This is a genomic window from Psychrobacter sp. AOP7-B1-25 (assembly GCF_052376195.1).
Classification (GTDB): Bacteria; Pseudomonadota; Gammaproteobacteria; order Pseudomonadales; family Moraxellaceae; genus Psychrobacter.
The window spans coordinates 41,251-63,679 of sequence record NZ_JBQSVK010000016.1; the positions used below are offsets into that span (position 1 = coordinate 41,251).

Consider the following 22,429-nt stretch of genomic DNA (forward strand, 5'->3'; position numbering starts at 1 on the left):
AACATGGCAAAAACCACAACTAAAAAAAGTCCAGCACCAGCTGCTGATAGCCCAAAGGGTAAGTCTTTGGTGATTGTAGAATCACCAGCCAAGGCAAAAACGATTAATAAATACCTTGGTGATGACTTTATCGTACGCTCAAGTATCGGTCACGTCCGTGATTTGCCGGTCAGTGCAAGTAAGAGCGCAAAGAAAGCGACGACTGCTAAAAAAGATGACAGTCTGACCAAAGAAGAAAAAGCACAGCAAGCGCTGGTACGCCGCATGGGTATAGATCCAGAGCATGACTGGGCAGCAGTTTATGAAGTATTGCCAAACAAAACTAAGGTCATTAAAGAGCTCAAGGCACTAGCCAAAGACGCTGATAAAATCTATCTCGCAACGGATATGGATAGAGAAGGGGAAGCGATTGCTTGGCATCTAAAAGAAGTCATCGGTGGACCTGATAGCAAGTATCAACGTGTGGTCTTTAATGAGATTACCAAATCAGCTATTCAAAACGCGTTTAAGCAGCCTTCGAAGTTAGATATTGACCGCGTGAACGCGCAGCAAGCTCGTCGGTTCTTGGACCGTGTTGTTGGCTTTATGGTGTCGCCACTGTTATGGCAGAAGATTGCCCGCGGGCTATCGGCAGGCCGTGTACAGTCAGTTGCTATGCGCTTGGTCGTTGAGCGTGAGCATGAGATCCGCGCGTTCATCCCAGAAGAGTACTGGCAGATTCATGCAGATACGCACGTTGCCAATAATAAGAAAGACGCTGAGCAAATCGGTATTCGCTTAGAAGCAACTAAGAAAGGTGGTAAAACACTTAAGCTTGCTAATAAAGAGCAGACCGATAAAGTATTAGAAGTTCTAAAAACCAATGACTTTATCATTAAAGAACGCGAAGAGAAACCAACGCAATCGCGTCCAAGTGCACCATTTATTACTTCGACCTTACAACAGGCTGCTAGTACGCGCTTAGGCTTCTCTGTTAAGAAAACCATGATTTTGGCGCAGCGTCTATACGAAGCAGGTCATATCACTTATATGCGTACCGATTCGACGTTCTTATCGGGCGATGCACTTGCTGCTGTTCGTGGTCATATCGAAGACAGCTATGGCGCAAAATATGTACCAGAAAAGCCGAACTTCTATGGCAACAAGCAAGGGGCACAAGAAGCGCATGAAGCGATTCGTCCTTCTAACGTCAACATGAAATCAACGCAGCTCAAAGGCGTTGAGCGTGATGCGATACGACTATATGAGCTAATCTGGCGCCAGTTTGTGGCATGTCAGATGTTACCTGCCAAATATCTGTCAGTGAACCTGTTTGTAAGCGCAAATGATATCGAGTTAAAAGCCCGTGGTCGTACCATGGTGTTTGATGGTTACACAAGAGTTATGCCACCAGCAAAAACTGACGATACCTTACTGCCTGATGTTAAAAAAGGTGATAAGTTAAATCTAGACAAACTAGATCCGAGTCAGCATTTTACTAAGCCCGCACCTCGCTATACTGAAGCCAGTCTAGTGAAAGAGCTTGAGAAAAAAGGCATCGGCCGTCCATCGACTTATGCCTCAATTATCTCGACCATTCAAGATCGTGGTTATGTAAAGCTTGAAAACAAGCGTCTGTTTGCCGAAAAAATGGGTGATATCGTCACTGATAGATTGACGGCTAGTTTCCCAGATTTGATGGATTATACCTTTACCGCTGCACTTGAAGATAAGCTCGATCATGTGGCAGAGGGTGATCAAGATTGGAAAGATGTACTTGATAATTTCTATGGCGAGTTTAAAACCACTCTAGAGCGTGCCAAAGAAAAAGACGGCATGCGTCCCAATGATCCGACTGACGTACCAGATGTCCATTGTGATATTTGCGATCGTCCAATGCAGCTCCGTACGGGCTCAACAGGCGTGTTCTTAGGTTGTACGGGTTATAATTTACCACCAAAAGAGCGCTGTAAAGGCACCAAAAATCTCATGCCAGTCGAAGCATTCGCCAATCTAGACGATGCGGAAGGTGATGACGAAGCGGCTGAAGTCAAAGATTTGATGGAGAAAAAACGCTGTCCAAAATGCGGTACAGCGATGAATGGCTATATCGTTGATGGTGGTCTCAAGCTACACATTTGCGGTAATAACCCTGATTGTGATGGTTATGTTCTAGAAGAAGGTAAGTTTGAAGTACCAGGCTCAGATGCCCCAACTATTGACTGCAATAAGTGCGATGGGCAGATGGAGCTGAAAACTGGACGTTTCGGTCCGTACTTTGCTTGCCAGAATTGTGACAACACACGCAAGGTTCTAAAAACAGGTGAAGCAGCACCGCCGCGTATGGATCCAATCCATCTACCTGAGCTAAAATCGACCAAGCATGATGATTATTTCATTTTGCGTGAAGGTGCAGCTGGGATGTTCTTAGCAGCCTCTAAGTTTCCTAAAGTGCGTGAGACGCGAGCACCAAAGCTGGCTGAGCTAAGAGACATCAAAGATAAAATGGAAGACAAATTTCAATATCTATTTGAAGGGCCAGATGAAGATCCTGATGGTAACCCAACCATCTTGCGTTGGTCACGTAAGAAAAAAGAGCAATATATCGGCTCTGAGAAAAACGGCAAAGCCACGCGTTGGGGTGTGTACTGGCGTAAAGGTGAGTGGGTAGAAGAGTAAACCTCTTTTACCTTTGTCATAAATAGTGTTAAACCATAAAAAAACCTCTTAGATTATCTAAGAGGTTTTTTTATATCACTAATCATATTCAGCTTCAATAAGATTTAGCTCTCAATATTATTAGCGGGTTATTACATTGTTTCGATAATACCGCAAGCGACACGGTCACCAGCATTGCCTGCTGGCTGGCTAGTATAATCATCCGTACCACCATGTACGATAAATGCTAAACGGTTTACGCTATATTTACCTGCTTCAGTTGCTGCAATTTTCTTATTTACATAATTAACAGTAGCAACGCCATTTTCATTGGCAGTTAAGTTTGGCAAATCACCTGCATGGCCGTTCATATCGTCTGGGTTAGAGTGTGGCTTGTTGTCTGGATTAAAGTGCCCACCTGCTGCTTTGCCCATATCAGCGCAGCTTCCTGTTTCATGGATATGTAGTGCCACCGTTTGTCCTGGCTGTAGATTCATCAGCTTACCGTAAACTTGGACACCCTCATCAACTGGACGTAAGAAAATTTGACCAACTTCTTTTTTCTCGCCATCTACTGTATGGATGGTTGATTTCAGCGTTGGCTGTGCTAAAGGGTTGCCTGTTTGCAGTTGGCTTTCTACTGTTTGACAACCAGTCATTGCTAAAGCTGAACCGCATAATAGAGTACTTGCAAGTAATGTCTTATTCATTATTATCTCCAATTGTTTTAGTCGTTATTTTTAATTTTCGTTATATATACGAATATCTATCGTTATTTTTCTACAAAAATCGGTGTCAATATTCGTTAACATCGGAGTCAGTATAGCCAAGCTAACGCTATAGTTATTCATCAAATGCGCAACAATCAGTTAATAAATGTAAGTAACGTATGGGTTTGCAAAACGAGATAGCATAAGTGCTTCTTGAAATTAAATAGCTTTAGATTTGTAAGAAATCTACTTAGGAAGGTATAAATTACTAGTAGTAAATAATAGATAGGCATAAAGAAGCCGCCCATCATTGTGATAAGCGGCTTCTTAATCTATAGGATAAGTCTAATAGAAGTTCAATTAATTGTGCAGTGCTTTACCAGAGGTCTTATCAACCGTCACTTTGGCAGGTTTGATTGGTGTAGGCATATTGACCAAAGCTACCTTTAAAATCTCTTCAATCGTAGCAACTGGCTGAATGGTTAAGCCTTCTTTTACGTTATCAGGGATATCAGCTAGATCACGCTCATTGGTCGCTGGGATCAAGACGTGCTTGATACCGCCGCGATGCGCCGCAAGCAGCTTCTCTTTGAGGCCACCAATACGTAGGATTTTACCGCGCAAGGTAATCTCACCTGTCATCGCAATATCTGGACGGATTGCGATACCAGTTAGAGCAGAGACCAATGCTGTCGTCAGTGCACCACCAGCAGATGGGCCGTCTTTTGGCGTGGCACCTTCTGGCATATGTACATGGACGTCGGTTGTTTTAAACGTCTCGTAGTCGATACCCAAGCTATCACCGCGAGCACGAACCACACTCATAGCTGCGCGAATAGACTCTTTCATCACATCGCCTAGTGAACCAGTAAAGCTAAGCTCACCTTTACCTTTCATGCCGACCGCTTCGATGGTCAATAGCTCACCACCGACTTGTGTCCACGCAAGACCAGTAATACGACCAATTTCAGGCTCTTCTTCAGCCAGACCGTAGTCATACTGATGTACACCTAGATAGTCATCGATATTCTTGTCATCGACTGTCACTAGCTGACGTTCTGCTTTTTTCGGAGCACGAGCACCATGAGTTTCAACTGAACCGCGAACCACTTTACGGCAGATCTTGTTCACTTCACGCTCAAGGTTACGCACACCTGCTTCACGAGTATAGCTACGGACGATACTGTGCAATGCCGCTTCAACAATCTCAATCTCGCCTTCTTTGAGACCATTTTGCTTGATGGCTTTTGGCACTAGGTATTTTTGTGCGATATTGACTTTTTCTTCTTCAGTATAACCCGGCAAGCGAATGACTTCCATACGGTCAAGCAGCGCAGGTGGAATATCCATGCTATTGGCAGTACAGATGAACATCACTTGTGATAAGTCTAAGTCCATATCTAAATAATGGTCGTTAAACGTATCGTTCTGTGATGGATCCAATACTTCCAGCAACGCTGATGCTGGATCACCGCGGAAGTCTTGTGCCATCTTATCGATTTCATCTAATAAGAACAGCGGGTTTTTGACTTCTACTTTGGCAAGTGACTGAACGATTTTACCCGGCATCGCACCGATATACGTACGGCGATGACCACGAATCTCTGCTTCATCACGTACGCCACCAAGCGCCATACGCACAAATTTACGACCAGTGGCACGGGCAATCGACTCACCCAATGAGGTTTTACCGACACCTGGAGGACCGACGAGACATAGAATCGGACCACGAAGTTTTTTCACGCGTGATTGTACGGCGAGGTACTCTAAGATGCGGTCTTTCACATCTTGTAAACCATAATGATCTTCGTCTAATACAGTTTTGGCTTTGTCTAAATTGATAGATACTTTGGTCGTCGCATTCCAAGGCGTATCCAAAATCCACTCGATATAGTTGCGTACCACTGACGATTCACTTGACGCAGGTGGCATCATTTTGAGCTTTTTGAATTCTTGCTCCGCTTTTTTACGTACATCGTCTGGTAGGTCAGCATCTTCTAAACGCTGCTCTAGCTCCGCCACATCATCTTCACCATCGAACGCGCCGTCATTCATATCTGACAGCTCATTCTTGATAGCTTTCATTTTTTCATTTAAGAAATATTCGCGCTGATTGTCTTCCATTTGCTGACGGACAGCATCTTGGATATCTTGTTCGATGTTTTGCTCAGCACTTTGCTTTACTAGATACTCAGTCAAAGTATTGATATGTGTTTTGATATCGTCTTCTTCTAGGAAAGACTGTTTGATATCGAGGTCCATCGACACACGAGTTGAGATGAAATAAACCAACTCAAGTAAGTCATCAATACGTTTGGCAACACGGGTTAGCTCACGTGCATTGCGAAGTCGTGCATCCGCATAGCTTTCAAATAATGTAGTTAACGCTTGAATGGTGTTTTTCTGTTGGCTCTCATCCATGCTGACATCGAGGTCAGCACGCTCAAATCTTGCCATCAGTAAGTCGTCATGGCCTTCTATATTATCGACACGAGCGCGGTATTGACCTTCAATCAATACTTTAATGCAGTTCTCATCGCTGTCATGTGGCATAGTGCTGACGATGCGGCACACTGTACCGTACTGATACAAGTTGCCTTGATCAATATCTTCGGTTAGTGAGTCTTTTTGTGCGACTACCAGTACTTTGTTGCCGTACTCAGCCTGTGCCAGCTCTACTGCTTTTACCGATGGCGCGCGTCCCACAAACAATGCAATCTGCATGTGCGGATAAACGACGACGTCGCGTAATGCCAGCAGTGGTAGATAGCTTTCATCTTCATTGTCTTTGACAGCGTCAGACGAGGCATTTAACTCATCTGTAGATGAGCTTTCTGTCTCATTGTTCACGTCAGTGTCAGTATTTGCGTCAGGCGTTGTGTCAGTATTAAGGGCAGATGATACATCGATGTCGATGTTGTCTTTATCAATATTATGTTCACTCATATATTTTTCCTCGTTCCCCAGACTTGTAAAGTCAAGTTCGTGGTTCATTGTTAGATAAATGGTGCTCACGAAAAAAATTGCAAGGCTTTTTGAACAAGTCACGTGCTTATCTTTGTTAAATGACTATATCTGTATAAGTATTACGTCCTATACTGCTATCTATTTTATGCAAAAGGTTATAAGTCATAAGCGAAAGTTAGGTTTCATCAAGCATTTATATATAGGTCTCTTATATTTAGCGGGTTCTGCGCATAGGTTTTATAGGCAAAATAAGGTAAAATATCGCGCGTCTTAAACGGTGAGTTTTTGAGACAAAGCGTTTTTGAGACGATGGCGATATCTATAAATCATGAGATATTAATAAGATTACAGTAGACCAAAGTAAATAGAATACGAGGCACACATGACAATCAATGCAGTATTACTGGCGGTAGTGATCATGCTAGGGCTGTCACTGGCGCGAGTACACGTGGTGCTTAGCTTATTAATAGGGGCAATCGCAGGTGGCTTAATCGCGGGTCTTGGTATCACTGAGACTCTAGAAGCCTTTCAGTCAGGCATTCGTAACGGAGCAGAAATTGCACTGTCGTATGCATTACTAGGTGCGTTTGCAGTCGCGATTGCGCACTCGGGCTTGCCGCAATCACTGGCAGGATCGGTCATCAAGCGTATCGATGCTGGCGGTACTGGTGGCATGATTAAGTACATGCTATTTGCAGGTTTGATTGTGATGAGCTGCTTTAGCCAAAACTTAATTCCTATTCATATCGCCTTTATTCCGTTGCTAGTGCCACCGTTGCTACTAGCATTTAATCGTATGAAAATTGATAGACGTCTGATTGCTTGTCTGATTACTTTTGGGTTGGTCACTACCTATATGTTTATTCCTTATGGCTTTGGTGATATCTACCTTAATCAAATCATGCTAAAAAACGTGGGTGAAGCAGGTATTGATGTGAGCAATATCTCCGTCACTAAGGCAATGGCAATTCCAGCATTGGGTATGTTTGTCGGCTTGTTGACGGCTATGTTTATCAGTTATCGTAAGCCACGTGAATATCAACAAGTTGCCGTTGATAAAGAGGCGCATGATGCAGCTTTAGAGGGTGATGCTTTAAGTAAAACAGCAGCTGATGCAAAGTCTCAAAGTACGCTTAAGACACTGGTTGCCTTAGCTGCAATCGTTACTGCGTTCGTTGTTCAACTATATACTGATTCGTTACTACTTGGCTCAATGTTTGGCTTTGGTGTATTTATGGCCACTGGTGTCGTTAAATGGCGTGAGGCTGATTCAGTCTTTAATGATGGTATTAAGCTAATGGCGATGATTGGCTTTATTATGATTACGGCACAAGGGTTTGCTGAAGTCATGAAAGCGACTGATCAGATTCAGCCATTGGTCGATGGGGCGGCATCATTGTTTGCTGGCAATAAAGCGATTGCTGCATTTATTATGCTACTGGTTGGCCTAATTGTGACCATGGGTATTGGCTCGTCGTTCTCGACGATTCCGATTTTGGCCGCGATTTATGTACCGCTGTGTATCTCGTTAGGATTTTCGCCATTGGCAACGGTTGCGATTATCGGTACGGCTGGCGCGCTCGGCGATGCTGGTTCGCCTGCGTCAGACTCGACGTTGGGGCCGACCTCTGGTTTAAACATCGACGGTCAACATGACCATATTAAAGACAGTGTGGTACCGACATTTTTGCATTACAACATTCCGCTACTGGCCTTTGGTTGGATTGCGTCAATGGTGTTGTAATTGGTAGCGTATATGCATAGCGAGTTGATCGATTTCTACGTATCTACGATATTTTTTTATCGTAGATACGCTGCTTTATTTGTTTACTGTTTTTATGAATAGAGTGCATAAAGAAGAGTTCAAGATAAATAAAGACAAAGACTCTATACTCTATATTGCCATTTATATAACCGTATAGAATCAAACCTACGGAAAGTATTAGTAGGATTAATATAGCGTAAAAAATGAAAGTTGATAACTTTAAAAATTTTTTATTGGAAACCAGAATTAGATGCTCATTTTCTGCATTCAGTTGCGTTGAAAAGCTATTAACGGATAACAAATTATTATCATATATACGCTTTTTTTCTAACTGTCTTTCTCTATAGCTAACGAGAATAAGTAAAATACCAGCGGAGAGAAAGTAAAGGAATGATATTAAGCTTTCAGAATCATCATACTCCCAAAAGTAAATACCGAATATCGTTACTCCTATCCAAAAAAACAGGGCAGCTGTCAGTACATAAAACGATCTAGACTTCTTAACAGAGAGGGTTGTCACTAGAGTTGCTATCCTATTCGGTAATAATAATCATTATTATCTATAGTAGGATATACTCTTAATTTAAACAATAGTTCTGTTTAATTAAAAATAAATATCAATTACTATTGTCATCAAAATCCTCTATCTCACTATTTAAACTACTCAAAAATTCATCACTTTGCGCCAGTAGCGTATTTAGACGCTCTTCGTTGATGAGCCTTGTCATATCTTCAGAGCTAAAGGGCTGCTCTTGACTGTAGTAACGTCGCTCTCTAGCGTCTTCATTGCCTAATGTCTGCAAATATTCATCCACACTATCTGCACTAGAATCAGCAGCGCTAGAGTCTTCTTTTTTAAATTGTTTATCATCTTTCATTAAAACCACCTCATGCCGCTTGGGGTAATTAAGCCATCTAACGGCACATCCCACGGTTGACGCGCTAATTGCTCAACCATCTGAAAATCATAGCACCAGCCAATTTTTAACGGTTTTTTTGCCCCTGAGCGATAGCTGTTACCAAGCGTCGTATCGTAAAAGCCGCCACCCATACCCATACGGTTGCCGTTTACGTCTACCGCCACTAGTGGACAAATAATCACGTCTAGTTCTGACGCCCATAGCAGGGCACGACTGTGGTTTTGTTTCATGCCTAATTGATGAATGCGCGTCGGTACATTGAGTAATTTTGTGTGATAAATAGGCACAAAGCGCAGGCGTTTATCATCATTGCCATTGCTAGTACGACCGAGTGAGCCGACCACTGGTAAATAAGGTAGATAGCCTAAGCGTCTGCACCAATCTAGCAGTGGCTGGGTAGGTAACTCACCAAAGCCATCGTAATACAATCCAATACGTGCGTTTTTTGGTAGTCTCTGCTGTAACTTAGACAGATGCAAGCTTGCAGACAGAGCGTATTGTCTACGTTCACCGTCATTTAACTGGCGACGCTGGCGAGTAAATTGCCGTCTAGGTGGATTACTAATTATAGGTTTGGATGACTCAGTATTCTTTAAATCAAAATTTTTTGAATCAAGACTATTTTGCTCAGGTAGTATTGATTTAGGGTAAGTGGTTTCAAGGTGCATAGGTATCTTATCCAATGAAATGTCAGATTGGTGCTGACAGGCGTTTTTAGACATTCGTTTTTGGGTATCGCTCAAGGCGATTTGTGAATATTCAACACGCCTTAGTCATGCTATCATAACGCCACTTTACATCGTATTTCCGTTTGTGTGCAGCAGCTGTTGCACTTTTTATCGTTCAATTATCTAACAACAAACCAGCAAAGAGGGTAGTTATGTCGACACAGAATCAGGCAACTCGTACCGAAAAAGACACTATGGGAAATGTGGAAGTCCCAGTTGATGCTTATTGGGGTGCGCAAACGCAGCGTAGCCGTCAAAACTTCAAAATCGGTGGCGAGACTTTGCCGCGTCCAATGATTGAAGCGATGGCAATGGTCAAAAAAGCCGCTGCGATTACCAATGCAAGCCTAGAGCGTATCGAAGGCGACAAGCGTGATCTAATCGTACAAGCCGCTGACGAAATCATCAATGGTGGTTTAACTGATCAATTCCCGTTGGTCGTATGGCAGACAGGTTCTGGCACACAGTCAAACATGAACATGAACGAAGTACTTGCCAACCGTGCTAACGAGATCGCTGGTTCTGAGCGTGGCAGCTACACGCCAATTCACCCAAATGACCATGTAAACCATGCACAGTCTACCAACGACAGCTTCCCAACAGCAATCCGTGTGGCGGCTGCTCGTCAGATCAATAGCTTGCTGATTCCAGCGGTAACAGCACTACGCGATACATTAGCGGCAAAAGCCAAAGAATTCGATAGCATCGTAAAAATCGGTCGTACGCATTTGCAAGACGCGACGCCTTTGACCCTAGGCCAAGAGTTCAGCGGCTATGTGAGCCAACTTGACCATGCATTGACTCGTATCGATAACGCGCTACAAGGCCTGTATGAATTGCCATTAGGCGGTACTGCGGTTGGTACTGGTCTAAACGCCCATCCTGATTATGCAGTAACAGCGGCTGAGCAGTTATCAACCTTGACTGGCTTGCCATTCGTTACCTCACCGAACAAGTTTGAAGCATTAGCCGCTCGTGATGCTGAAGTATTTGTATCAGGCGCCCTAAAAACGCTAGCAGCGAGCTTAAACAAAATCGCTAACGATGTACGTTGGTTAGCATCAGGTCCTCGCTGTGGTCTGGGCGAGTTGACGATTCCTGAAAATGAGCCAGGCTCTTCTATCATGCCAGGCAAAGTGAACCCAACTCAGTCAGAAGCAATGACCATGGCTGTCGCTCAGGTCATGGGTAACGACACGACTATCAGCATGGCTGGTGCATCAGGTAACTTTGAGCTAAACGTTTATAAGCCAGTGATCGCGTTTAACTTGTTACAGTCTATTAAACTGCTTGGCGATGCGTGCAATAGCTTCAACGACAACTGTGCAGTGGGTATCGAGCCAGTAAAAGACAAAATTGATGACTTCTTGCACAATTCATTGATGCTAGTAACGTCATTGAACCGTCATGTTGGTTATGAAAATGCAGCGAAAATCGCTAAGACGGCTTATAAAGAAAACAAAACCTTGAAGCAAGTTGCGGTTGAGCTGGAGCTATTAACTGAAGCTCAGTTTGATGAGTGGGTTATTCCTGCTGATATGGTGAACCCTAAGTAAGCAGTAGACCAAATAAGGACCTGCTACGGCGTTAGATTTGCTTGATGTACGATCCGTACCATTTGTATACGTCTTTCCGGTAGTGTCATATTTGTTTCACTGAGAATTTAGAAATAAAAAGACCTTGTCACTTCTTATAAGAGTTATAAGAGAATATGGCAAGGTTTTTTTTTGGTCTATACTTGTCAAGCTAGCTTTATATTTTATATAGGGGATGTAATCTCAAAGATTGCTTATGGACCAGTATAACTATTATCATATATATGCAGGATTTTAGAAAAAAAGACAATAACCTAAATCGGAGTAAATAATGATTACCCATGTTCCTGATATGACTTTTAAAACTCGTGTTCGTGATGACTCTATTGGCGGTGACAACCCATTCACATGGTATGACCTAACCACAGATGAGTTATTTGCCAATAAAAAAGTGGTAGTGTTTTCTCTACCAGGTGCTTTTACGCCAACTTGTTCAACCAGCCATCTGCCTCGTTATGAAGAGCTTTATAATGAGTTCAAGGCATTGGGCGTAGATGAAATAGTTTGCATCTCTGTCAATGATGCGTTCGTCATGTACCAATGGGGTCTAAAGCAAAACCGTGAAAACGTTTTCTTACTTCCTGATGGTAATGGTGAGTTCACTCGTAAAATGGGCATGCTTGTTGATAAAAGCAATGTTGGCTTTGGTATGCGCTCATGGCGTTATTCGATGGTTGTCGACAATAAAGAAGTTAAAAAAGTCTTTAAAGAAGCTGATTTTGGCGATAACTGTCCAATAGATCCATTTGAAGTATCAGATGCGGACACTATGTTAGCGTATTTAAAAAGTAATGCTTAGATTCCATTGAGAAGTTAGAAATAAAAAAGACCTTGTCATGTAATATGGCAAGGTCTTTTTTTGATTACATTCTTAGACTTAATTCTAATTTTTGCTCATATAAACTAGCAGGATACATCTTTAATTAGAGTTAAAAAGTCTTGTTACGAAGAGTTAGTATTTATGTCTGCATTGTAAATGGAGATTATAATTATCAACAGTGATATTATAGAATAATCATCAGCATTATCCATTTTCAAGGTCTTTCAGTATGAGCATTATCTCTAAGTCATTTAATAATAAAATAAACAACCTAAAAGGTGAGTTTGAGGTAAATAAGAATGTCAGACATCAAGGAATAAAGGGTGGATTGAATGAAAATGGCATATTATTACTAATAAAAGATGTAATTCCTCAGAAGTTTAAGCTTACTAAAGGCGTTACAGAAAATTCCAAAGGTGATCAATCAAATGAAAGTGATATTCTAATATACAATGATGAAATACTTCCTCCATATATAAAAGAGGATTTAACTTTTGTCCCTATAGAAGCTGTGAAGTATATTTTCGAAGTTAAGAGTACGTTGAACTCTAAAGAACTTAAAACAACTATTGATAAGTTTGAAAGATTTGCATCAATTGGAGGTACTTCACCTACTGTATTGTTTTCATTCTCTAGCGATATTAAAGGTAGTGAACTAGTACGCTATAAAAAAAACGAAAGTGCTTTTTATACTAAACCGAACTTAATAGCTTTATGTGTTGCTGACAAGTGCTATTACTTTAAACATAAGTCAGAACATTATCTTAAAGATCAGATGAGTAATAGCGACTTTGTTAAGCTATTGGACAAATCAGACGGTTCCACACTTCAAGATGCCTTTGATGCTTTTCGTGAATCGGTTACAAACAATGAACTTTTATCAAGAATGAGTAGAGCAGAGTTCGCTGCCTTCATTAAAAACTTTATTCAGATGGATAATAATATAAACAATCTAGATAAGAACGAACTTACGATCAATGGAGTTAAATATAGTGAGATTAAATTTATAGTTCATAGATGGTATGGTATTGAGTCCACTAGTGATAACGATGTAATGCTATCTCTTTTTTCAGGAATATCTAATACTCTTTCTCAGAAAAGCTTTGGAGATTATTTACTCAGTGGTAAAGAGCTTGACTATAAAGTGTTTTCCATTTGCTATGAAGACATGTGGGGAAATTTAAGTGCTCACGATTTTGATGAGGATGGCTTGAAATATGATACTGATAGAGCAACCTTTAAATTTGAAAGTAGTAGTGACTTTAATAGAATGGTGTTCACAGTCAATAGAAACAAAGGTAGTTGAGACTGTAAATAGAATCCATTACATAAATTTCTATTTAAAAGAATATCTGCAATTAGCCAGAAAACTCACAAACCAATTGAAAATTAAAAAAATGAGATATTTTCTGGGCGCGCCTTGCATCTAGAGCTATTCAATAAAAAAGACCTTACCACATTACGCGGTAAGGTCTTTTTTTATGACAATTTAGGCTTAATTAGAACTTATATAGCAAACCAAGCGTCGTTGTTGACTCCGTACGTGAGTCAACCATTGGGCTATCGTATTGCTCATTTGGTACATAGCTCAGGCTTTGATTGGCAAATCCTGCAAAGCGCTCATTGAAGTCATAGTTGGCGCTAATGTTGATATACGGGTTCAAGCTAGAGTTAGACTTATAAGCAGCAACGCCTGTTTCTGCTGACTCTTCATCACTCACGCCATAGTAGTATTCGTTGTAGTCGGCATCATGATATTCAAAACCAATGCTTGGATAGACGGTCAGCTTGTTTTTGCTAAATCTCGTAAGGTAGGTCAAGCGAGCTGTATTACCATCACTACGATCCAACACATCAGTACCGAACTGCGCGCGGATGCCGCCGATAGCGATACGACGTTGATAGCTTAGACCTGCTTCTGCTGAGGGTTTACGCTTATCCAAACCTTGAAGTGCATCATTGGCATCATCAGGTTCAAACTCAGAACCTGCAAGCTTTGCATAAGCCGACAACTGATTAACGCCGTCATTGATCAGATACGTACCAGCTTGTGCACCGCGTACATAGACTCTATTGTTGTCATAAAATGCACCTGGTAGCACGCGCACTTCAGTATTGTCTTCGAGATCATAGGCTGAGTTGACCGCCATGACATTAACCCCAACGCTAAGGACAGCGTCTTTGTCAGTCGGCAAGTTATCATTAAAAAGTGCGGCGTTAGACATGCTAGCCACACTAAATAGTGCAGTAGCGGTGAACGCGCTAAACATAGTACGTGTAGAGATATTAGGTAGCGCTGCAAGTTTTAACATAATTGGGTCTCATGAGTGAGTATAGATAACTGAGTGGTGCGATTAGGCGATGCGTATTCAAAAGGACAGTTAATAAAACGAATCCGTAATATTAGTCAGTATGCTGTTTTTGGGAACTATATAGCAATAATAGATAAGTATGAGCATTTACTCAATGGCTTTTAGTACTTGCAGCAATTGATGATGAATATCTTGCCACCACCAGACAAAACCAATGCTAATAAGTAGCATCGTAAACCATGGTAACAGCTGCCAGATAAATGAGGGTTTTACAGGTTCTTTGGGCTCGGCGATGCGATGAGTTGCGCTATTATCCGATGCTGAATAGGTAGCAGTGCTGTTGTCTACATTGCCGCGTACATTTGGCATAGCCGTATCATAATTATCTAACTCAGCACTTTGATTAATGACATCTTGATCGATGGAGCTACTGCCATAACGGTCTGAGTGATTGAGTGGGTCATTATACTGACTCTTGTATTGATTGCCGTCTTGGTTACCGTAGTGATAGGTGGTTTGATAAGCGTGGACACGTTGAGCTTGCTGAGTAGCTGCATTTTGTATATCGATAGCCAAGCGCTGACGATAGCTAATGGCAAAAGCCAACGCGATCACCAGTCCTGTGATTGCGCCACCGATATGTCCTGCATTATCAATACCTGGTACGGCAAACCCATAGATGAGGTTGATGCCCATAATAAATATGAGACTTTTGAGGTTGAGTATCATGCCATTGATCGATATTTTAAATAATGCCGCGATCAGTAATGCCGCACCAATACCCATGATACCGCCCGAGGCGCCAGCTGATAGGCCAGGCTGTCCTGTACCATCCAAAATACTTTGCCATGTGACATAGCTGTTGAGTAAATTACCACCGACTGCCGCCAGTAAAAATAAAGCCAAAAACTTGGCTGAGCCAAACATCGGCTCGGCAATCTGCCCAAAGAAGTACATGGCAAACCCATTAAACAACAAATGCATCAGACCAATGTGCAAAAACGCACTACTGACTAATCGCCATGGATCATCATTCATGGTAAAAGGTAATGCATTGGCACCCCATTTGAGCAGTGCCTCTGTAGAGGGGTTATTGGCATCGACACCTGTCAATATCTGCATAATAAATAGCCCGATAAAACTGGCTAATAACAGCGTAGTGACAGGTGCGGTTTTTAGTAATTGTTGAATGGTCATAAAAGCGAGATATCATCAAAATGTTGTATATATAGTATAAAGGGTATGATCAGATAATGTTATGTATCCGCAGGTCATCATGGTACAAGTTCTGATAGCCTTGATGACTGATAGCTTTTAAAGCTAGCTAGCTCTTAGAAATCGAAAGTTCTTAAAAACGGCTAGTTCTAAAACCTACCAATTTTAAGGTTCTCATAAGTACCTTTGACCAAGATATCATCCGTGACTTTATTGATGTCGGTATGACCGCAGAACGCCATTGATAGATCACACTCTTTATAGATAATTTCAAGCGCGCGGCGTACACCATCTTCACCGTAAGCGCCCAATCCATAGAGGAAAGCGCGCCCAATCATCGTGCCTTTCGCGCCCAATGAAATAGCTTTTAGCACATCTTGACCAGAGCGAATGCCACTGTCTAGCCACACCTCGATATCGCTATCTTCAGCATGGACAGCTTGTACAATATCGGACAGCGCAGCAATAGAAGACAATGCGCCATCCAATTGACGACCACCATGGTTTGAGACGACCAGCGCATCGGCACCGCTACGAGTAGCCATAATGGCATCTTCAGGTTCCATGATACCTTTGATGATGAGTTTGCCGCCCCACATGTCTTTGATACGGGCTACGTCATCCCAGCTCAAACGCGGATCAAACTGCTCTTCTGTCCAAGCAGTTAGAGAGGACAAGTCATCAACACCTTTCGCATGACCTACGATATTGCCAAAGGTATGGCGTTTGGTGCCTAGCATGTTCATACACCACTGCGGCTTAGTCATTAGGTTCATGATATTGGTAAGGGTCGGTCTAGGCGGTGCAGATAAGCCATTTTTGATATCTTTATGGCGTTGACCGAGCACTTGTAAGTCAGCTGTGAGGATCAGCGCCGAGCAGTTGGCATCTTTTGCCCGTTGAATCAATCTGGCCACATAGTCTTGGTCACGCATGACATATAACTGAAACCAAAACGGCTTGCTGGTATGCGTCGCGATATCTTCGATAGAACAGATGCTCATGGTCGAAAGCGAGAAGGGCACACCAAACTTTTCAGCGGCACGCGCGGCATGAATCTCACCATCCGCCCACATCATACCTGTAAACCCAGTTGGGGCGATGGCGACTGGCATATTGACGGACTCGCCAATCATATTTGTTGCCAGACTGCGGTTGTCCATATCGACCAATACTCGCTGGCGTAGTTTAATACGGTCAAAGTCAGTTTCGTTATTACGATATGTGGTCTCAGTCCATGAGCCTGAGTCGACGTAATCGTAAAACATACGCGGTACTTTGCGTTCAGCGACACGGCGTAGGTCTTCGATTTCTGTTATTTTTTTTAAGACAGGCTTTAATTCTTTCATGATTTCTCACCACTTTATCATCGTAATAGAACGTCTTTATTATAGACCTAATTTTATTAAGCGAGCAGTTGCTGCAAGTCCATCACCGAAAACGGATAGTCTAATCGTTTGGATGGCGTCAAAATCACAGGAATAGTCGTAGCAAACTTCATCATGAGCGCTTCATCAAAGTCTGCAATATCGACATATTGATAGCTAATTGGTTGTACTGCCTGAAACTGTGTGATTATTTGTTCAGCGACATCACATAAGTGACAGCCCGCTGTGCCCAGTAGCCACCATTGATTGTCGTTATCAACGGTGTCTAGGCTTGGATTTTCTGAAATAACACGCGCTCGTAATACTTCTATATCATCATGCATGGGTAGTCTCTTATTTTCATACTGATTGCAACGCGCTGACTATTATCACGCGCTTGTCTAAAACGCAAAATATTTTAACGGTCATTACATCATAAAGAAATGGGGTAAATAATGACAGCGATTGTGAGATTAGGTAAGATGACCTGCTATTGATTGTTATTAATGGCCGATGATCAGCAGTTGATAAATAACTATAAACAGCCCGTTTAAAATCATTGATTTTTAGTTGATGTTTTATAGTTATCAATAGAGTATCTATCTTATCTTATTACTTTTTTAACCACTCGGATATCGCGCATGGCAAGTTTTGGCACATTTATCAAACGACTGTTATTGGCAATTATGTTACTGGTTGTCGCATTCCATATTTTGGTCGTTGGCCTACTATTAATTTGGAAAACGCAGCCAATTAACAACAGTATGTTTATGTTGACGCATCGCCTGACAGGCGGCACGGTCACCCAGACATGGGCTGAGTACGATGCGATTGCTAAGTCTGCCAAGCAAGCAGCGATTGTGAGCGAGGATTCGACGTTTAGTCAGCATAGCGGTTTCGATATGAAAGGTATTGAAGCGGCAATGAAAAAAAACGAGGAGACAGGTAAAACCTCTGCGGGTGGTTCAACGATTACTCAGCAATTGGCAAAAAACTTGTTCTTAACTTCGCATCGCTCTTATGTCCGTAAAGGTGAAGAGGCGATTATCACCGTAATGATTGAAACACTATGGGACAAGCAGCGTATCATGACCGCTTACCTGAATGTGGCAGAGTTTGGCAATGGTATCTATGGTATTGATGCAGCAGCGCATCATTATTTTGACAAGTCTGCGGCCAATCTAAACCGAGATGAGTCAGCACTTCTCATTGCGATGCTCACCAATCCAAAGTACTACGAAGACAATCAAGGCGATAGACGTTTACGCAATAAGCAAGCCATTATTAAGAAACGCATGAAAAATGCCGTATTACCGCAAGCCTCTTCGTAAATATAAAGTCTTAGGGGTGGGCTATATTTTAGGCTAGGATGTTGTAGGCTAGATATTTCAAATAACACTAGGGCGTGTCCTCATTTTAAAAATAGTATAAGAAGAACACGCTCTAATAAAGACAGAACTATATAAGATAATGGCGTATCGATAACGCAAAAGGAGTAGTGACGTGGTAGAGATGACTGGTAATCAGGGCGATGATGTTAACGATATGGTTGACGTTAATAGTGTGAACGAGGGCGCTAATAAAAGTATTAATAAAGATATGAGTATAGATAATAGCCAGAATGAGTTAGCTGACGTCGAATGGCAACGCTCAGAAGACGGCAGCTATTCACCCAGTAGTTATATCAATCGTGATTTATCTTTATTACAGTTCCACCTTCGCGTCTTAGCACAGGCATCTAGTTCTCGCCATCCATTGCTTGAGCGCTTATTTTTCCTAATTATTTTTTCATCCAATCTCGATGAGTTTTTTGAGATTCGTGTCGCTGGCATCATGCAAAAGCTTAATATCGGTGATGTATCGACCAGCGCCCATGGCATGCGCCCTAGCGAAGTGCTAAACGAGATATCTATTATTACGCATGCTGCCATTAATGAACAATATCGGATTCTCAATGAAGATATCTTGCCAGCGCTTGCATTAGAGGATATTCGCTATCTCAAACGTGATGAGCTAAACGCTGAGCAGTCTGCATGGATGAAGCGCTATTTTACCGAGCAAGTCGTACCCGTATTGACACCGATTAGCATTGATCCGGCGCATCCGTTCCCGCGTCTTGTGAATAAAAGCTTAAATTTTATTGCCACATTGGAAGGCAAAGATGCCTTTGGTCGCGATATCAACTTAGCGATTGTACCTGCGCCGCGTAGTCTACCGCGCGTGATTCGTCTGCCAGATGATCTGACTGGTGGAAAAGAACATCACGTCATGCTATCTGCTATCATTCATGAGCATATCGGTGAGCTATTCCCTGGAATGAGTGTGACAGGCTGTCACCAATTTAGGCTGACACGTAATGCCGATTTAGATTTGGCTGATGATGTCGAAGATATTGCCAAGGCGCTAGAGGGTGAGCTTGAAAACCGCCGTTTCGGTGATAAAGTGCGTCTCGAGGTGACAACTGAATGTCCAACACATATCAGTGAATATCTGCTTAATGAGTTTGAGCTACACGACAATCAGCTATATCGTGTCAATGGCCCTGTCAATTTAACGCGCCTGCTGTTTGACTTTAATATTCCTGCGCTGCGCTATCAGCCATTTACTCATGTCGTGCCAAAAGCATTTCGCCGAGAAATGGATAAATCAGACAAATCGACCAGTATGTTTGCTGCCATGCGTAAAAGCGATGTATTGGTTCATCATCCTTTCCACGCCTTTTCTCCAATTATCAATTTGCTTTGGCAAGCTGCTAGCGATCCCAAAGTATTGGCGATTAAACAAACGTTATATCGTTCAGGTACCAATTCAGAAATCGTCAAAGCACTTGCTGCTGCTGCTCGCAATGGTAAAGAAGTCACGGCTGTCATCGAGCTGCGTGCGCGTTTCGATGAGGCGTCTAACATTGCGGTTGCCAATTATTTACAAGAAGCTGGCGCGGTGGTGGTCTACGGTATCGTCGGTTATAAGACCCATGCCAAGCTCATGCTAATCGTACGCCGCGAGGGTGATAGGATTCGCCGTTATGTACATTTAGGTACGGGTAACTATCATGCGGCTAACGCCAAGGTTTACACAGATTATGGTCTATTCAGTGCCGATCCTGATATCTCAGAAGATGTTCACAAAATTTTCCAAGAACTGACAGGAATGGGTAAACCTGCTAACCTTAAAAAGCTGCTACATGCACCGTTTACTTTGCACGAGAAGTTGATGAGTTTTATCGATGATGAAATCGCTCATGCCAAAGCAGGCAAACAGACTCATATTATTATCAAAACCAACGCACTAACAGAGCGTCGACTCATTGATAGGTTGTATGATGCATCGCAAGCAGGTGTGAAAATTGAGCTGATTTTGCGGTCTATGTGTTGTCTACGTCCGCAAGTGAAAGGACTCTCTGAAAATATAACGGTACGCTCTGTTATCGGACGGTTTTTGGAGCACACGCGCGTTTATTATTTTTATAATAACGGCGATGAGCGTCTATACTGCGGTAGTGCAGACTGGATGGATCGTAACTTGTTTCATCGCGTGGAAGTGGCATTCCCGATTGAGAATAAAAAATTGTTTAAGCAGATTTATCAAGATGGCTTGATTAACTACTTACAAGACAATACGCAAGCATGGACACTTGATGGCAATGGCGTTTGGCAGCAGTTACAGCCAGCAGCAGGAGAGGAGCCACATGTCGCACAAGATCATTTGTTAAAGACGATCAATCGTGTGGGAGAGTCTAGCTAATTCCTAGGATTGCCTTTAGCTGATTTTTAGCGATTTGATTATCTATCTAACCAAGCATTGGTAAATACTGATGCTTGGTTTTTTTGTGCTTACTCACTGCAAAAGTTACAAACTGTCTTGCAACCTCACAATTATTCACATATTGATACGGCAGTACACTGGTGCATTACCCAAGGTCATACCTATAATTGATGTCAACTATGACGCTACTTACTAATTATTGGTTACTTCTTTGGGCGTCGGTACAAGTTTAAGATGTATATATTTAGTGTTTCAAAACCATTTAATTAAATTATAAGAATAGGAAATGATTATGAGTACTACTAACAATGATAACTCGGATATCAAGCAAGCTGCAGAACATGTAAATGGGCAGAAAGTTGAAAACAACTTAGCAGAAAACAAAAAAGTCGACGCCCCTGAATCATTGAACGAAGAAGAGCAAACGCCTTTTATTGATGATGACCTACGCACTGATAAGTAATTTACAACGATTAGAATACTGACCCAGTAGATAACCTAATAGATAATAAAAACAAATGATAAAGCGAGGGACACGCCATGACTATGCAAAAACCAGTAGCAACAGAAACGGAAGAAAAAGTAATCGTGGATGATCCTGCTGCTAATGAATTAGAAAATACAAAAGATAGCTATGCAGGTCGCAAGCACAAACCTGAGATCGATGGACCTGAGCAAGATTCGCAAGAGACCGATGAGGTGTATGCGGATCCACGTAAAGAAGAAGACCTTGCTGCTGGCGGCAAAAACGCAGCAGAACTGAGTGCCTACGACTTGAGCCAAAAAGGCAACGAGTAAAGATCTATAGATAAGAGTGGGCCAACCAAATAGACAAAATTATAAATACAAAACGAGGACATAGTAATGAAAGCCAAAGACACAGTGGTAAGCAACACGAAGGTACTAGGACCTGATGATCACAGTGCAATTGAGAAAAATACTACTGAGGATAAAGGAACGGATACTTTTGATGAATCTGTAGTGGACTCAGAGCATGTGAATGACAATGATAATCCAGCACGTCAGCCAGACCGCCGTGATCAAGAAGGTAGTACCGCATTCGACGACAATATAAATGAAGAGACTGTCGGTAGTGCAGCGCCCAAGAGTGAGGCTATTAATGATTTGAATCGTTATGCCAATATCGACAATGCGCAGACTCGTATCTTAAACCCTGATGAAAAAGATTAAGTAAGTGTAAAACATACTAAGAATAAAAAACGGATAGAGAGAAGCTAGGCATTGAATATAAGATGCAACCCAAATTTATTTGCACAGTGATTAATGAGTGCTTGCTTATGATTAATATTTTTTAGATTAGCCAAGCAGTTACCATAGTAGGGAGTACCAATGAATAACTCACATAATGAAAGTGTCAAAAGTGATCCTAATTTGAAAGATGCAGATGACAATAATGGTATTGTCCCTGACGATGCATTGCAGAAAGCAAATCCATCTGCAGCAGAAAGGGCTACGGAAGACCATGATCCGCATAATATCGCTAAGAGCAACAAACAGTATGACAGCCCTTTAATGGAAGACAATAAGTAATATGTCGGTGTACCAATAACTATTTTGTACATTTATAAAAAAGGCACTGTATTTGATAGGAATGAACCTCTTGTATC

The 22,429-nt window shown here is 42.0% G+C and carries 19 protein-coding genes; 11 read left to right on the plus strand and 8 right to left on the minus strand.

The genetic code is table 11. The annotated features are described in order from the left end of the window. Nucleotides 1-3: 3 nt before the first annotated feature. Entirely contained in the window at nucleotides 4-2,658 is a 2,655-nt protein-coding gene (topA, locus tag ACT3QR_RS11565; protein ID WP_444521479.1) for a type I DNA topoisomerase, read from the plus strand. A gap of 131 nt (nucleotides 2,659-2,789) precedes the next feature. On the opposite strand, the gene ACT3QR_RS11570 is transcribed toward topA, so the two are convergent. Together ACT3QR_RS11570 and lon are read right to left on the minus strand one after the other, a co-directional pair. Next, the gene (locus ACT3QR_RS11570) at nucleotides 2,790-3,347 is read right to left on the minus strand and encodes a superoxide dismutase family protein (protein WP_444521480.1); all 558 of its coding nucleotides are present in this window, start codon (nucleotides 3,345-3,347) and stop codon (nucleotides 2,790-2,792) included. Between the two features lie 360 nt (nucleotides 3,348-3,707). Beyond that, nucleotides 3,708-6,107, minus strand: coding sequence for an endopeptidase La (gene lon / locus ACT3QR_RS11575; RefSeq protein WP_444521495.1), 2,400 nt, complete (start codon nucleotides 6,105-6,107; stop codon nucleotides 3,708-3,710). A gap of 589 nt (nucleotides 6,108-6,696) precedes the next feature. Here lon and ACT3QR_RS11580 point away from each other — a divergent pair. Next, complete coding sequence (locus ACT3QR_RS11580) at nucleotides 6,697-8,058, plus strand: Na+/H+ antiporter family protein (RefSeq protein WP_444521481.1); 1,362 nt, start codon at nucleotides 6,697-6,699, stop codon at nucleotides 8,056-8,058. A gap of 638 nt (nucleotides 8,059-8,696) precedes the next feature. Here the strand turns inward: ACT3QR_RS11580 and ACT3QR_RS11585 are convergent. Together ACT3QR_RS11585 and ACT3QR_RS11590 are read right to left on the minus strand one after the other, a co-directional pair. Continuing rightward, nucleotides 8,697-8,957 (minus strand): hypothetical protein, encoded by a 261-nt coding sequence (locus ACT3QR_RS11585; RefSeq protein WP_444521482.1) that lies wholly within the window; start codon nucleotides 8,955-8,957, stop codon nucleotides 8,697-8,699. After that, entirely contained in the window at nucleotides 8,957-9,721 is a 765-nt protein-coding gene (locus ACT3QR_RS11590; RefSeq protein WP_444521483.1) for a 5-formyltetrahydrofolate cyclo-ligase, read from the minus strand. Before ACT3QR_RS11590 ends, ACT3QR_RS11585 begins: the two co-directional genes overlap by 1 nt. A gap of 158 nt (nucleotides 9,722-9,879) precedes the next feature. Here ACT3QR_RS11590 and fumC point away from each other — a divergent pair, with 158 nt between their 5' ends. From fumC to ACT3QR_RS11605, 3 genes are all read left to right on the plus strand, one after another. After that, a complete protein-coding gene (fumC, locus tag ACT3QR_RS11595; RefSeq protein WP_444521484.1) occupies nucleotides 9,880-11,283 on the plus strand; it encodes a class II fumarate hydratase in 1,404 nt (467 codons plus the stop codon). 310 nt (nucleotides 11,284-11,593) lie between these two features. Further along, nucleotides 11,594-12,121 (plus strand): peroxiredoxin, encoded by a 528-nt coding sequence (locus tag ACT3QR_RS11600; RefSeq protein WP_192518204.1) that lies wholly within the window; start codon nucleotides 11,594-11,596, stop codon nucleotides 12,119-12,121. A gap of 250 nt (nucleotides 12,122-12,371) precedes the next feature. Beyond that, a complete protein-coding gene (locus ACT3QR_RS11605; protein WP_444521485.1) occupies nucleotides 12,372-13,448 on the plus strand; it encodes a DUF6602 domain-containing protein in 1,077 nt (358 codons plus the stop codon). Nucleotides 13,449-13,641: 193 nt separating this feature from the next. Here the strand turns inward: ACT3QR_RS11605 and ACT3QR_RS11610 are convergent, their stop codons facing one another. The 4 genes from ACT3QR_RS11610 to ACT3QR_RS11625 all read right to left on the minus strand — a co-directional run bounded on the left by ACT3QR_RS11610 (nucleotide 13,642) and on the right by ACT3QR_RS11625 (nucleotide 17,380). Next, the gene (locus tag ACT3QR_RS11610) at nucleotides 13,642-14,454 is read right to left on the minus strand and encodes a MipA/OmpV family protein (protein ID WP_444521486.1); all 813 of its coding nucleotides are present in this window, start codon (nucleotides 14,452-14,454) and stop codon (nucleotides 13,642-13,644) included. A gap of 147 nt (nucleotides 14,455-14,601) precedes the next feature. After that, nucleotides 14,602-15,651, minus strand: a complete 1,050-nt coding sequence (locus ACT3QR_RS11615) for a rhomboid family intramembrane serine protease (protein WP_444521487.1) — start codon at nucleotides 15,649-15,651, stop codon at nucleotides 14,602-14,604. Nucleotides 15,652-15,818: 167 nt separating this feature from the next. Next, nucleotides 15,819-17,018 carry an alpha-hydroxy acid oxidase gene (locus ACT3QR_RS11620; protein WP_444521488.1) on the minus strand — a complete coding sequence of 400 codons (1,200 nt, stop codon included), beginning with the start codon at nucleotides 17,016-17,018 and terminating at the stop codon, nucleotides 15,819-15,821. Between the two features lie 56 nt (nucleotides 17,019-17,074). Then, nucleotides 17,075-17,380 carry a glutaredoxin family protein gene (locus tag ACT3QR_RS11625; RefSeq protein WP_444521489.1) on the minus strand — a complete coding sequence of 102 codons (306 nt, stop codon included), beginning with the start codon at nucleotides 17,378-17,380 and terminating at the stop codon, nucleotides 17,075-17,077. A gap of 297 nt (nucleotides 17,381-17,677) precedes the next feature. Between ACT3QR_RS11625 and mtgA the strand changes: the two genes are divergently transcribed. The 6 genes from mtgA to ACT3QR_RS11655 all read left to right on the plus strand — a co-directional run bounded on the left by mtgA (nucleotide 17,678) and on the right by ACT3QR_RS11655 (nucleotide 22,352). Further along, on the plus strand, nucleotides 17,678-18,367 hold the full coding sequence (gene mtgA / locus ACT3QR_RS11630; RefSeq protein WP_444521490.1) for a monofunctional biosynthetic peptidoglycan transglycosylase: 690 nt from the start codon (nucleotides 17,678-17,680) through the stop codon (nucleotides 18,365-18,367). Nucleotides 18,368-18,635: 268 nt separating this feature from the next. Then, nucleotides 18,636-20,780, plus strand: coding sequence for a polyphosphate kinase 1 (ppk1, locus tag ACT3QR_RS11635; RefSeq protein WP_444521496.1), 2,145 nt, complete (start codon nucleotides 18,636-18,638; stop codon nucleotides 20,778-20,780). Nucleotides 20,781-21,093: 313 nt separating this feature from the next. Next, a complete protein-coding gene (locus ACT3QR_RS11640; RefSeq protein WP_444521491.1) occupies nucleotides 21,094-21,264 on the plus strand; it encodes a hypothetical protein in 171 nt (56 codons plus the stop codon). A 77-nt stretch (nucleotides 21,265-21,341) separates the two neighbouring features. Beyond that, a complete protein-coding gene (locus tag ACT3QR_RS11645; protein WP_444521492.1) occupies nucleotides 21,342-21,599 on the plus strand; it encodes a hypothetical protein in 258 nt (85 codons plus the stop codon). A 66-nt stretch (nucleotides 21,600-21,665) separates the two neighbouring features. Next, nucleotides 21,666-21,992 carry a hypothetical protein gene (locus ACT3QR_RS11650; RefSeq protein WP_444521493.1) on the plus strand — a complete coding sequence of 109 codons (327 nt, stop codon included), beginning with the start codon at nucleotides 21,666-21,668 and terminating at the stop codon, nucleotides 21,990-21,992. Between the two features lie 159 nt (nucleotides 21,993-22,151). Then, nucleotides 22,152-22,352, plus strand: coding sequence for a hypothetical protein (locus tag ACT3QR_RS11655; protein ID WP_444521494.1), 201 nt, complete (start codon nucleotides 22,152-22,154; stop codon nucleotides 22,350-22,352). Nucleotides 22,353-22,429 lie beyond the last annotated feature (77 nt).

Coding starts and splice junctions, on each gene's coding strand:
- ppk1 (WP_444521496.1), top strand. CDS start 18,636: ATGAGTATAGATAATAGCCAGAATGAGTTAGCTGACGTCGAATGGCAA.
- ACT3QR_RS11605 (WP_444521485.1), top strand. CDS start 12,372: ATGAGCATTATCTCTAAGTCATTTAATAATAAAATAAACAACCTAAAA.
- ACT3QR_RS11570 (WP_444521480.1), bottom strand. CDS start 3,347: ATGAATAAGACATTACTTGCAAGTACTCTATTATGCGGTTCAGCTTTA.
- ACT3QR_RS11590 (WP_444521483.1), bottom strand. CDS start 9,721: ATGTCTAAAAACGCCTGTCAGCACCAATCTGACATTTCATTGGATAAG.
- ACT3QR_RS11580 (WP_444521481.1), top strand. CDS start 6,697: ATGACAATCAATGCAGTATTACTGGCGGTAGTGATCATGCTAGGGCTG.
- ACT3QR_RS11615 (WP_444521487.1), bottom strand. CDS start 15,651: ATGACCATTCAACAATTACTAAAAACCGCACCTGTCACTACGCTGTTA.
- fumC (WP_444521484.1), top strand. CDS start 9,880: ATGTCGACACAGAATCAGGCAACTCGTACCGAAAAAGACACTATGGGA.
- ACT3QR_RS11655 (WP_444521494.1), top strand. CDS start 22,152: ATGAATAACTCACATAATGAAAGTGTCAAAAGTGATCCTAATTTGAAA.
- ACT3QR_RS11585 (WP_444521482.1), bottom strand. CDS start 8,957: ATGAAAGATGATAAACAATTTAAAAAAGAAGACTCTAGCGCTGCTGAT.
- mtgA (WP_444521490.1), top strand. CDS start 17,678: ATGGCAAGTTTTGGCACATTTATCAAACGACTGTTATTGGCAATTATG.
- ACT3QR_RS11620 (WP_444521488.1), bottom strand. CDS start 17,018: ATGAAAGAATTAAAGCCTGTCTTAAAAAAAATAACAGAAATCGAAGAC.
- ACT3QR_RS11610 (WP_444521486.1), bottom strand. CDS start 14,454: ATGTTAAAACTTGCAGCGCTACCTAATATCTCTACACGTACTATGTTT.
- ACT3QR_RS11650 (WP_444521493.1), top strand. CDS start 21,666: ATGAAAGCCAAAGACACAGTGGTAAGCAACACGAAGGTACTAGGACCT.
- ACT3QR_RS11625 (WP_444521489.1), bottom strand. CDS start 17,380: ATGCATGATGATATAGAAGTATTACGAGCGCGTGTTATTTCAGAAAAT.
- ACT3QR_RS11640 (WP_444521491.1), top strand. CDS start 21,094: ATGAGTACTACTAACAATGATAACTCGGATATCAAGCAAGCTGCAGAA.
- topA (WP_444521479.1), top strand. CDS start 4: ATGGCAAAAACCACAACTAAAAAAAGTCCAGCACCAGCTGCTGATAGC.
- ACT3QR_RS11645 (WP_444521492.1), top strand. CDS start 21,342: ATGACTATGCAAAAACCAGTAGCAACAGAAACGGAAGAAAAAGTAATC.
- ACT3QR_RS11600 (WP_192518204.1), top strand. CDS start 11,594: ATGATTACCCATGTTCCTGATATGACTTTTAAAACTCGTGTTCGTGAT.